This window comes from Enterococcus sp. 125944 (assembly GCF_051909435.1).
Classification (GTDB): Bacteria; Bacillota; Bacilli; order Lactobacillales; family Enterococcaceae; genus Enterococcus_D; species Enterococcus_D gallinarum.
This window is the reverse complement of sequence record NZ_JBQASY010000035.1, coordinates 1-11,749: the sequence shown is the minus strand read 5'-3', so window position 1 is coordinate 11,749 and position 11,749 is coordinate 1. Positions and strand designations below refer to the sequence as shown.

Annotated in this window: 16 protein-coding genes; 1 reads left to right on the top strand and 15 read right to left on the bottom strand. The window is 33.3% G+C overall.

What is annotated here, in order from left to right; genetic code table 11:
* The 4 genes from ACTFWY_RS17230 to ACTFWY_RS17215 all read right to left on the bottom strand — a co-directional run.
* A partial coding sequence (locus tag ACTFWY_RS17230) for a toxin C-terminal domain-containing protein (protein WP_439948524.1) occupies positions 1-181 on the bottom strand: 181 nt, incomplete at its 3' end.
* 235 nt (positions 182-416) lie between these two features.
* Positions 417-731: a hypothetical protein gene (locus ACTFWY_RS17225; RefSeq protein ID WP_060815592.1), complete on the bottom strand. Its 315-nt coding sequence runs from the start codon at positions 729-731 to the stop codon at positions 417-419.
* A 63-nt stretch (positions 732-794) separates the two neighbouring features.
* Positions 795-998 (bottom strand): hypothetical protein, encoded by a 204-nt coding sequence (locus ACTFWY_RS17220; protein WP_060815594.1) that lies wholly within the window; start codon positions 996-998, stop codon positions 795-797.
* Between the two features lie 12 nt (positions 999-1,010).
* Positions 1,011-1,160 (bottom strand): hypothetical protein, encoded by a 150-nt coding sequence (locus ACTFWY_RS17215; RefSeq protein WP_253263440.1) that lies wholly within the window; start codon positions 1,158-1,160, stop codon positions 1,011-1,013.
* Positions 1,161-1,327: 167 nt separating this feature from the next.
* Here ACTFWY_RS17215 and ACTFWY_RS17210 point away from each other — a divergent pair, with 167 nt between their 5' ends.
* Positions 1,328-1,525, top strand: a complete 198-nt coding sequence (locus ACTFWY_RS17210) for a hypothetical protein (RefSeq protein WP_227331203.1) — start codon at positions 1,328-1,330, stop codon at positions 1,523-1,525.
* A gap of 129 nt (positions 1,526-1,654) precedes the next feature.
* Here ACTFWY_RS17210 and ACTFWY_RS17205 read toward each other — a convergent pair whose 3' ends face one another.
* The 11 genes from ACTFWY_RS17205 to ACTFWY_RS17155 all read right to left on the bottom strand — a co-directional run bounded on the left by ACTFWY_RS17205 (position 1,655) and on the right by ACTFWY_RS17155 (position 11,555).
* On the bottom strand, positions 1,655-2,296 hold the full coding sequence (locus tag ACTFWY_RS17205) for a hypothetical protein (RefSeq protein ID WP_060815595.1): 642 nt from the start codon (positions 2,294-2,296) through the stop codon (positions 1,655-1,657).
* A 50-nt stretch (positions 2,297-2,346) separates the two neighbouring features.
* Positions 2,347-2,862 carry a hypothetical protein gene (locus ACTFWY_RS17200; protein WP_253263441.1) on the bottom strand — a complete coding sequence of 172 codons (516 nt, stop codon included), beginning with the start codon at positions 2,860-2,862 and terminating at the stop codon, positions 2,347-2,349.
* Between the two features lie 216 nt (positions 2,863-3,078).
* Positions 3,079-3,468, bottom strand: a complete 390-nt coding sequence (locus ACTFWY_RS17195) for a hypothetical protein (protein WP_253263442.1) — start codon at positions 3,466-3,468, stop codon at positions 3,079-3,081.
* A 14-nt stretch (positions 3,469-3,482) separates the two neighbouring features.
* Positions 3,483-3,998 carry a hypothetical protein gene (locus ACTFWY_RS17190; protein ID WP_216365893.1) on the bottom strand — a complete coding sequence of 172 codons (516 nt, stop codon included), beginning with the start codon at positions 3,996-3,998 and terminating at the stop codon, positions 3,483-3,485.
* Positions 3,999-4,289: 291 nt separating this feature from the next.
* Entirely contained in the window at positions 4,290-4,535 is a 246-nt protein-coding gene (locus tag ACTFWY_RS17185; RefSeq protein WP_060814834.1) for a DUF1871 family protein, read from the bottom strand.
* A 561-nt stretch (positions 4,536-5,096) separates the two neighbouring features.
* Positions 5,097-5,609, bottom strand: a complete 513-nt coding sequence (locus tag ACTFWY_RS17180; RefSeq protein WP_060814836.1) for a hypothetical protein — start codon at positions 5,607-5,609, stop codon at positions 5,097-5,099.
* An 18-nt stretch (positions 5,610-5,627) separates the two neighbouring features.
* Complete coding sequence (locus ACTFWY_RS17175) at positions 5,628-5,840, bottom strand: hypothetical protein (protein WP_060814837.1); 213 nt, start codon at positions 5,838-5,840, stop codon at positions 5,628-5,630.
* A gap of 631 nt (positions 5,841-6,471) precedes the next feature.
* Positions 6,472-6,804 carry a hypothetical protein gene (locus ACTFWY_RS17170; protein ID WP_060814838.1) on the bottom strand — a complete coding sequence of 111 codons (333 nt, stop codon included), beginning with the start codon at positions 6,802-6,804 and terminating at the stop codon, positions 6,472-6,474.
* A 3-nt stretch (positions 6,805-6,807) separates the two neighbouring features.
* The gene (locus ACTFWY_RS17165; RefSeq protein WP_439948523.1) at positions 6,808-9,855 is read right to left on the bottom strand and encodes a LysM peptidoglycan-binding domain-containing protein; all 3,048 of its coding nucleotides are present in this window, start codon (positions 9,853-9,855) and stop codon (positions 6,808-6,810) included.
* A 245-nt stretch (positions 9,856-10,100) separates the two neighbouring features.
* Entirely contained in the window at positions 10,101-10,565 is a 465-nt protein-coding gene (locus tag ACTFWY_RS17160) for a hypothetical protein (protein WP_439927325.1), read from the bottom strand.
* 213 nt (positions 10,566-10,778) lie between these two features.
* Positions 10,779-11,555, bottom strand: coding sequence for a hypothetical protein (locus ACTFWY_RS17155; RefSeq protein ID WP_439927323.1), 777 nt, complete (start codon positions 11,553-11,555; stop codon positions 10,779-10,781).
* Positions 11,556-11,749 lie beyond the last annotated feature (194 nt).

Sequence of the window (11,749 nt, the reverse complement as noted above, 5' to 3'; positions counted from 1 at the left end):
GATCTTCATCATAAGTCCCACTTCTAGTATCTTTACTTCCCAAATCCTTGACATTATCTGCGCCTTTCCAAGTACCACCATTATGAGAGTCAACATCCGGTGTTATATATTGGGGTTTCCGTTTTGTATTTTTGAAAACGGGCTGTCCATACAATCGTTCATTTGTCTTTATATATCCCAATTCCTCAGCTTTTTTTGTGCTTCTTTATTCGTTATATTATTTATGATTAGATTTTGGCCAGGATGGATCGTATAATTTTTGATCTTGTTACATTTCACTAGATCATCCATACTCACGCCGTATCGATTGGCGATCAACCAAACAGAATCCCCTGCTTTTACGGTATAGCTGGTTCCGCTTTTTCCTGCAGGAGTTGAATGACTCTTGGTCGTACCTTTTTTATTTAATAATTCAATTATTGTTTTTCAATACTTATAGAAAGCATTGTTCCAAAACAAAGACTAGCAATTGTACTATCTTCTCTTAAAATTCTCAAATACGTATCTTCCTTTTTTAATTCAGTAATATTATCAAAATCTCCATAAAAAATTTCTTTTTCTTTATAGGTCAAGAACACACTAATTTGATTTTCATAGGTTCTTATAAAGATTTTTAAAGTAAAATCATCTTTGCTAATTTTATACATTATATTGCCATCACCTATATTATCAGTCAAACTTTCACTTTCAGATAGAAACAATTCCATCAAGTCTAATTCATCATATTTCATTTTTTCAGTCTCCTTTATTTAGGTATTACTGTAATCACATCATTTCTTTTTCTTGTATAAACTCTACTTTTTACTTATCGTCAATGTCATTTTTCTTAGAGAAAGTTTGATTGTATAGTTGATCGGATCATACGGATTATACGTATAGCCATATACTTGGAACATCATATGATTTCTTAACGAATACGACTCATATTTTTCTCTTACTGCCTCTTTACTAATCAGAATTTTGTAGGAATAAACCATTCGATTCTTTTCATTATCCAACGTCCATTCACCTTACTTTTTATTATATCTTAAATATTCTTTTATTCGTTTATAAGAACACCCTGCATAGACGATTCCCACAATCATTCCAAAAACAACTGCACCAATAAAATGATAAAGAAGAGTTACTTTTTCCCCATAGGTTCGATAGAAATTCGTCATGACAATCATCATGAATCCACTATTACATACGGCATACATAAAAAATAATCGAAGAAAGAGAAGAGAAATTGTTCTCTTTCGAGCAATCCTTCTATAAAAAACATACATCCAATAGACATAAATGAATAAAGAAAGCAACAATAAAAATAATTTTAGAATAAACCACCATGAAAAATGTGGATAAATTAAAAAATCAAGGAAGCATAGGAGCGGAACAAAAGAAAAAAATCGATAAGAATGAGACAAGTATTCCCAAAATGTTTTTTATTTTAAACGTTCCATTTGTCGATAAAATTTCTTATCATCCATCATCTCCATCTTCTCTCACTCCTTCTCTTTTAAATCGCTTCTTTTTTCAACTTTAGTTCTTATACCCTATTAGTAACTTAATTAGTGAGCTTACCCCTTACTACTCAAAGCTTTACAAACTGACGTCAAGTAGATAGTAAAGTACCTTTTTTATTTTGTTTTAAATCAATATATATAGCTTATTTTCAACAATTCAAATAGTATCTACCATCCAGCCTTAAATATATTCTATTATCAAGCTTTATCAAACCATTCCATTCATAAATTCTTTCTTCATCACTATCCACATAAATCACTACCAATTCATAGTTATCGGGGATTGGATTTATTGAAAACTCAGAAGTATTAATCATGTTACTTAACTGAGATACAGTGTAATTATCATCTGAGAAAAACAATATGTTATCCAACATATCTTTTTTCATTTCATTCAGATCTTTATAATTTTTATGATGAGGACTAGATAAAAGCCACATATTTACTAAATCTTTCTTTTTCACTTCTGGTAAATACTCTAGTAACTCTTCATCAAAATAATTATTATCAACAAATTCTTTAAACTCTATGCTGTCAAAAATTATAGGTTGATATTTGTATTCTTTTTGAAGTAAATCAGGTTCCCGAGGAACTGCCACTTTTAAGTCATTAATACATTTTATTATTGAATAAAAATCTTGTTCCGTACCGTAATTCACTCTTAAAAGATTTTCAGAATCTACTTTTTTTACCATTCCTAGTAAACTACCATTATGAATAAGAACATTGCCTTTTTGAAATTCACACCAATCGTTATACTCACCTGATATAGTATATTTATATTTTTTCATTTTATTTTCTCCTTTACCTTAATGAAGGTATCTTTATAAGTTCTGGTAATTCATTTTACTTTAGAGAATCTTGACCAGTCAGATTCAGGGATAAATGTACGGTGTATAATACTATCTCCTTTTACTGTAATATGGTAAATCCCTTTTTCACCATTTACAGATCCTCTAGCTAAGTGTTCTATCCTTCCATCCGCTCTAGTTACTACTGGATTAGATAAAATATCATTATCCAAGCCTTTGGGAAAATCATGATATAGGAGGTCTAATTTTACTTTTTCAATTACACTATGACTATATTTATACTCCCTTTTAATTTCACTGGCTTTCTCAACCAATACTTCTGATTCAGTCTTAGGAACGGTTGTGACCACAGGTTGGTCTTCTACTTTTGGTGTGGTTGTAATCGCTGGTTTGTCAACCACTTTTGGCGTGGTAGTCACTCCAGATTTTGATTCCGCTTTTGGTGTCGTGGTAATCGCAGGTTTTGCTGGTGTAGAAACAATTGTTTGAATCGTTAAGACTTGACCCGGATGGATCGTATAATTTTTGATCTTGTTCCATTTCACTAGATCATCCATGCTCACGTCGTATAGATTGGCGATCAACCAAACAGAATCCCCTACTTTTACGGTATAGCTGGTTCCGCTTTTTCCTACAGGAGTTGAACTTTTGTCGCTGTTTTCCTAATGAAATAAGTTGCTTGATCGTCAATTTTTAACCTGGATAGATCGTGTTGTTTTTGCTCTTATTCCACTGCACAAATTTTGAGGATGTTTATTTAGTTATTTAGTTTCCCAAAAAAATTTAATATCTTCACGATTTATCTTTTCAACTTCAATAGATTTACAAATGATTTTCATTGTCATAATTGTCAGATCTATAGTAAATTCTACAAAATCTTCATTCTCTGAATTTATATTCACAAAGATTTCTTGTCCATAGTAGCCAGAAGAGGGTTTCACATCCCTAACTTTATAATCTCCTCTCCAATTAGCATCTGTTTCATAATCAACTTTATAACATGATAGAAAACTAATTTTCCAACAATAGTTGTCGTCTATTTCTATATATATATATATTTCATCCATGAAAAAGCATGAATGAACGTCTAGTATAGACATGTCGTTATAAAAGATTGGTTTCAATTTACTTTTTATATCTGCAAAATTCATTCCTTAATCCTCCCTTATTTATCATTCCAAGGAATATGAGCCGATGGACTGTTTCTCTCAACAATATTACCATTTATATCAAGAGAGTTGCCATTAATATCATATATATGCATGTGTTGATATTTAGTTACATTATCAGCAGGATCTATTCTTATTCTCATAACTTTTCCATCTTTTACATGAACACGTCCATTATTCTCATATATGTTCCAGTGATTTGGTAACATCTCTTTTAAATCCTTCAACGAAAGATTACTTATTTCTCTTGATGAAAGTTTATCTAGTGTTTTAATACTTTTTTCAATATTGACTTTTGATTCTATTTCTGGAACTGTTGTAATTGTTGGCTGTTTTTCTACTTTTGGTGTCGTTTTAATCGCTGGTTTTTCATCCACTTTTGGCGTGGTAGTCACTTCAGGTTTTGATTCCACTTTTGGTGTCGTCGTGATCGCTGGTTTGGCTTCTACTTTAGGGGTTGTCGTTGGCTTCGGTTTAGTTGGAGAAGTTGGTTTCGTTACTAGCTTAGCCAAGATTAGTTCTTTTTTTAGAAATATCTAATTACTTTTTTTGATCCCGAAAAAACGATATCAGTGATTGTTTCCTCACCAATATCGTTTCGACAATTTCAAATTTCCTATTCGATATTATTGTGTCCTAATAAATATTCGAAAAGACTGGAAAACTCTATTAAATTTTTCTTCAATCTAACTACAGCTAGTTTTTGTTATCTCCTAGTCACTTAATAATTGAGTTCGAGCTTACTATTCAAGACTTTATTACTTGATCACCAATCTTGTGATAAAGTACCTTTTTTATTTTATCTATTCTATATTTAATAGTTTTTCAGCTATATTAGACTCATTATCTCTAAAAAACATATCTTTTCCAAATGATTCTACAAAAATCATCTTTAATGAATTAGCTAATTTTTCTTTATCTAGTGATGATTTATCTTTTAAAATATTAACAATCTTTTTAATTTCTTGACTATATTCATCTTTAGGTGCCATAGGAAATAATTCAATTGGATCCCACTCATTGATTATCTTCTCAACTTTGTCATACATATTTTTTCTACTTTCTAAACAATTTTGCGGCTATATCAATTATTTCTTTTTTATTTAAATAGGGTTTGTCCCGTGTTGTATACTCGCTTCAATTTTTTTCCACTCAGTTGTTGAAAATCCTAAAACTGTGCTCCTACTATCTTATCATTATTGTCTATAAAAAAATTGCCTATTCACATATTTTTATTGCAGTCTTGATATTCTCTTTACCTAGCACAAAATACAATGTCTTATCTGACTTAAAGATTTGAAAATTTTGTTTATTACATATTAGCTTTTTCTCAGAAATTATATTTGTATCTATAACTGGGACATCTTCAACAATAATTGGAGTGTGAATTTCCTTATCTTCGATATCATTCATACTAGTTAATGTAATATCTACTATTTTTTAGTCTTTGAGTTAATAGATATTTTTATAAAAGAGTTCTTATCATTGAGAAGTTGATAATACAAAATCTCCCCCCATATTAAATTATTTTTCGGAAACTTAGTAGATACAGGAATATAATAATCAACCTCATATCAGGTAAAATCCTACCTTTTTTAGTTAAAAATAATTCAAGCGTTAGAATTTATACTTTTATTAAGTTCTACCCATTCATTATCTGAAAAGTTAGAGAACTCTAGACCAATAATTTCACTATTTTCATTTAGAAATAAAGATACATGGTTAGACATCTTTACGATAGAATCTATCTTTTCTTCATTCAATTTAAAATATAGTTTTTTTTGTTCTCTAACTATTTTCAAACCAGATTCTATAGTTATAATTGAATTTTCACCAAAAATATCTGTTTCGACTATTGGATTTTTTTTTACATACTCTCCAATAAAACAACTAGATTTTTCAATATCATTAATGGATGTGAATACTATTTCTACAATTTTCTGTGTAACACAATTAATTTTAATTTCAATAAATGATTCATGTTCATTGACGAATCTATAATAATAAAATTCTCCCAAACTATACTTATCATCATTTTCTGAAAATGTTACTGTGATCGGTACATAATAATCAATTTCTATATCATCTTTGACTAGTTTATCTTCATAACTTTTAATTTTCATAATTTACCCCTTTCATAATTAAGGTAGATACATAGCATGCTTAATAACTGGTAATTGTCCTAGTTCTCTAGCTGGGCTAAATATTAATTCCCAATTACCTATTATTCTTTTAGTATCAAATTTTATTCCTGTAGAAGTAGCTTGTTCTACAGCACCTTGAAAACTCCTTAACAATTGTTGTTCGGTAAATTTTTGACCATGAGATAGATTTCGAATTGAGTATTCTACCATATGCTTGGTTCCATACATAAAATAAAGATAAAAAAATCAAAATGGATGCTCATTTACAATTTCTATTTTAAGAATTTTACTAATAATCATTATCAATCTAGTATTAAATTGCCTTTTTTAATATGGTTTACGTTAGTTCTTTTAAAACACGAGATACTTCATCTTTAATTTGCTTTTCATTATATTATACATTAGGTAATTTTAAATCTTCTACATTATCAGAAAATCTAACTGACATATCAGAAATATTACCTAAAAGTATATATTCTTTTTTCGATAATTCATCATAATCTATTTCTAAATCAAAAACTTTCATAAACTGATTTGTAAAATTATTAGTTTCTATTTCCCCTTGGTTTAGACCATTTAATAAATAATATAGTTACTCTTTTTGTGTCATTATAGTTTTCCTCCAATATTATTATTGGGGGACTGCTGGTAATGGCCCCATGGTCTTCTGTCATATTTAAAGTGATAAATAATGTTTGTTGACTTATCATAAATCACTTCAAAATTATATTTCTTACCATAATTATCTACTCTTCTAATACTTGATTAGTGAGTTCACGCTTACTATTCAAGGCTCTACTTTATCGATTTCCATTGAGTAATAGAGTACCTTTTTTTATTATTATCCTATATAAAGCTTTATGTTTTTATTTTCAAAGGCTTTCGGCAATGTTTCTAAAATATAGTTTATTCTTTTTTCTAAATCGATTTTTGTATCTATATCTATAACATTTTTTTTTATCCACTCTTTAACAAGTCCTAATTCTCTTAGAATTGCTGGAATATCCTCTTTCTCAATTAATATCCCTGTTTCAAAAATAGGGATCCAACTTAATTGCAATTCATTTGAAGCTTTTAGCCAATAACTCGAAAAGACTTCTTCAGTTGCAACCGGAATGAAAAATAGTTGTTCTTTCTCATTTTTTGGTTCATCTATAATAATACCGATTGACATACTTTACTTCCCTCCAAATATAACTTCAAATGTATAGTCTGGAAATTCAGACTGCAATTTTGCAATACTTTGATTTACTGCACTTTGTAACTCTGCACTATTTCCATCTAGTCTAAATACAAACTTTCTTACACCTTTTATTTCTTCCAAAGAAGGAATAGATTGACTACCATTCACTGTCGGTCTGGTAGCTTCCGCAATATCTAAATTTTTAATTCTATTTACAGTTTTTTGATAAATTTGTTTATCTGCAAATTGTTGTGGTGTCTGAGTTGGCAATCCAGTTCTTGGATTTACTACATCTAAACCTTTTGCAGTCTTATCTTCGTAGAAAATTCCTTTATTCAGGTCAATTTCATCAAATTCGCCAAGAGGACTACCATTTTTGTCAATTATTTCGACTTCTTTACTTGTTTTCCCAGCCCCACTAGCTTTCTCAACCAATACTTCTGATTCAGTCTTAGGAACCGTTGTGATAACAGGTTGTTCTTCTACTTTTGGTGTTGTTGTAATTGCTGATTTCTCGTCCACCTTTGGCGTGGTAGTCACTCCATGTTTTGATTCCACTTTTGGTGTCGTGATAATCGCTGGTTTTGCTTCTACTTTTGGTGTTGTCGTGATCGCAGGTTTGGCTGGTGTAGAAACAATTGTTTGAATCGTTAAGACTTGACCCGGATGGATCGTATAATTTTTGATCTTGTTCCATTTCACTAGATCATCCATGCTCACGCCGTATCGATTGGCGATCAACCAAACAGAATCCCCTGCTTTTACGGTATAGCTGGTTCCGCTTTTTCCTGCAGGAGTTGAATGACTCTTGGTCGCACCTTTTTTGACGACTAATACTTGGCCGGGGTGAATCAAATCACCTTTGATGCCATTCTGTTTGCGTAATTCATCGACGGTCACACCATATTTACTACTAATCAGCCATAAAGATTCACCATAAGAGACTTTGTGGGTGACTGGATTTGTAGAAGCGGGTACTTTTGTCGTTGGTTTCCCTGATGAAACAGGCTGTTTGACTGTCAACTTTTGGCCCGGATGGATCGTATTATTCTTGATCTTATTCCACTTCACCAGATCATTCATACTGATCCCATGCATATTAGCGATCAACCAGACCGAATCTCCTGCTTTTACCGTATACGTCGTGTTAGTCGTAGGAGAAGTTTTTGGTGCTGGTTTTGATGCCGGTTTCGGTTCTTGTAAATGCATCACTTGTCCTGGATGAATGGTATTATTTTTGATCTTATTCCATTGGACAAATTTTGAAACGGATAACCCATACTTCTCACAGATCCCCCAAACTGAGTCTCCTGCTTTTACTTTGTAAGTGGCTGGCGTACTTGATTTTGTCGCAGGTTTGGACACTGGCTTTGATGTACTTGCTGGTTGTTTGACGATGACTTGCTGGCCAGGATGGATCAGATTATTTTTGATTTTGTTCCATTTGATGAAGTCATTCATACTGATGCCATACTTATGCGAAATAGACCAAACAGATTCTCCTGCACGTACTTGATGCATCGTATTTTTTGGGGTCGTCGTTGGCTTCGGTTTCGCTGGAGAAGTTGGTTTCGTTACTGGCTTGGCAACAGGTTTGGCAGGTGCTTTGGGTTGGGCTTTGATCACTGGTTTCGGACGAGTTACCGGAGGAACATAGGACGCATTTGACTTTCTTCGTGCACTTGCGGCCGCCTGTGCGCGAGCTCGAGCGGCGGCTTGTTGTTTGGCCCAATTTTGTGCTTGTTTTCTCGCTTTTGCTGCGGCTTGGGCACGAGCTCGTTGTGTGGCTTGCGCTTTGGCGCGGGCTGCTGCTTGTAGTTTAGCACGAGAAACGGCTTTTGCGCGAGCTTGTTGTGCGGCTTGATGTCGCTTTTGTACTTGTTGTTCATGATAACGCCAACGTTCGACCATTCGTTTCTTTTCCGCACGACGTGCTTCCATCATCGTATATGTCTGATAACCTGAATAACCAATTAACCCTACCCCGATCACCGCCATCGCTCCTTTGACAAGCAATGGAATGGCTAGAGGTAACGCACGTTTTTTTCGTGATCCGCTTGCTTGACGATTTCGAGAAGCACTGATTTCAGAAATCACTTGTTCCAATGCTTGTTCATCTTTTGCCTCTAACATCCGATCGATTTCCTCATCGGTACTTGCCAGAAAGAAGGCACTAAATGCCGTTCCTTCTTCCAGTTTTTTCTCTCGTTCATTATAGTACTGCGTAAGCAGTTGTTCAAATGTCTCTAGCGACGTTTCATTTTCTAGTCGTTCAATCTCATCGGCAGTGAGAAACTTCTTCAGCTCATCAAGTTCTTCCACACCAAAAGACTCATCCAATTGATTTAACAAAAGATATTCTAAAGCATCGGTCAATTCTTTTTCATTGCTTGATTCTATGACCAAACCTAATTCCTCTTCTGTCGCATGATCAATGTATTGATCGATTGCAGCATCAAAGGCTTTTTCATCAAACGCGACCACCGATTCCTCTTCTGGCTGATTTGAAGAAACCGCAGAAAGATCTCGGCGGCTTCGCCGTGAAACAACTGCTCCTTCATTTGAAGAGACTGGTTCAGCTATTTTTTCACTAGGTTCCTCAATACTTGAAAAGGTATGTTCACCGAATGATTCAGAAGATCGTGTTCCTCCAAAATCAATCGTTGATGAATCAATTGCTTCCTTCGTTTCTTCTTCATGAGAAATCGTTTGTTCCTGAGGATCCGAAGACTCTTCGATAAACTCATCGACTTCTTCTGGCGCAGTTTCTTCGCTAGACTGGGTAAGATCACTTGATTCATCTGAACTGCTCGATACCGTCGTTTGAGTAGTTTCTGTTTTCTGTACTTCAACCTTTTCAGTTTGTCCATCCGATGCATCGTCCGAGCGTTCTGTAAGCTTCTCTTCCCCCTCACTATCAGATGCGCTCGTTTCTTGTATCGCCACCGAATCGGCCACTGCAACCATACTTGGCACAAAAGTGGAAGATGTTACCAACCATATACTTATACATACCCCAAATCGTAACACTTTTTTCAACATATTTTTCTTCCTTTCTTCATTTACACCTAATTAAAATAACGATCATTATCATACTGAAAATTGTAGAAACAAATTTAAATAGGTGTTTAAAGAAATAATATCATCATTTTTAATGATGATAAATAACAGGGAAGAAAAAAATGACCTTTCATTTTTGTAATATGATCAAGCAACTATAAAGATGGAACAAAATAAATAAACCGATAAAAGTAGAACAGATATTCCCAAGACATGTCTGATTTCCGTCATTCCGTTTTCTCATTTCTCTCATTTAATGTCATGGACACTTGGATATCTTTTAACTTCTGAATATGGGTTAACATCGATCTATTGGCTTTTACAACTACGTGTACGACACCTTTAGCTTTTCCTAGAATCAATTCTTTCTCTCTTTTCAATGGCTTTTTATCAGGCCCTACATATTCATGATTCGCTTTATCTATAAACCGAATCGTTAGCACATACGGCTTTTCCGGATACGCATATTCAAATGAAAGATCTCCTTGATAGAGCTCGTTTTCCGAAGGAATTGTCTCAGGTTTCTTTGTATCAAGAACTTCCGTCTCAAAAAATAATTCAGGATGAACGACAGCTTCAACACTTGTCTCCGTTTCAGACCTATTTTCTTTTTCCGAAAACGAATTTTTTATGAGTATTCCGCTACCTATAACAATGAGACAAACCAGCGCTATCTTAAAAAACTTTTTCATCAAATGATTCTCCCTCCAATTAGTTAGTAAAAACAAATAGTAATCTAAGAACAAAAATAACCCGCTTTAGCGGGCTTAGATACAGTCTAAAAATTAGTATAGCAAGTAATTACACACTCATACTCTGCACATTTTTTATATATTTCAAATGCCAATAGTAAAGTAGACTAAAACTATTTCATTGACAAAAAAGCGATTCAAGAAACGAATAGCTTACCAAGAAAACTCTTCTATTTTAGGCTGAGAAACGACTAGAACTTGGCCCTCCTTTATTTCCACAGAAAAAGCAATTTTTTTCAACTGAGTGGTTTGTTCTTCTTGTATCGTCAAGAGATAACTCACCTTGGTTTGTTTTTTCTCTTGTCTGATTTTGTACAAAAATAAACTATTCAACTTTCCTGATGGGCGATCCCAATTTTCCATCGATATTCCAACAAATTTTTTCAATCCCTCTTTGTATTGAACTTCTCCTACTTCACTAAAATAGCTTGCAAGGAAAAAACGACTGGTAGTATCGATCGTTGGTTGTTTTTCTATTATTGCCAGTTGATTTTTCGCATAATTATAGGATACTTCTACACGATTGGTTAGTGTTCCCTGTTTCCAAAAAAGAAAGCTATTCATCATAAATAAAAGAATCAAAAAGCCATATAAGATAACATTGCTTTTCTTTTTCGTTTTGACAGGTGTTGCATCCATCTGTATTTCAGAAGGCATCGATATGGCAAGGGATTGTTCTTTTTTTATTCTTCGTTGCAGTTTTTCTTCTACAACCGCATGTTCTTGTTCCAAAAAAGTAGATGTCTCAGATATTTCTTGTCTTTCTTGCACACTTGATTGAAGCTCTTCTGATTCTTGGACTTCTTGCTGAGAAATCGATTGTTTCGTTCTTTCTCCTCGACTTTCAGCCAAATAACGCAAAATTTCTGGTTGAGAAACCCTTGCTAACAAAATCTCTAGAACATCTGTCCCATCTCGATTGGTACTCAAAGCAATTGAACCTTTTTTTGTTTCTTCCTCGTAAATACTAATCCTTGCTTTAACTGGTATTCCTTTTGTTGTTTGTTCTTCTAAATAACGCCGATTGTAAAATTAAGCTAGACAACTAAAAAAGTCATTTGTGCTACACTCAAAATAGTTCCGACCAAAGAATTATAAGGAGTGAGTACAAATGACCTATACCC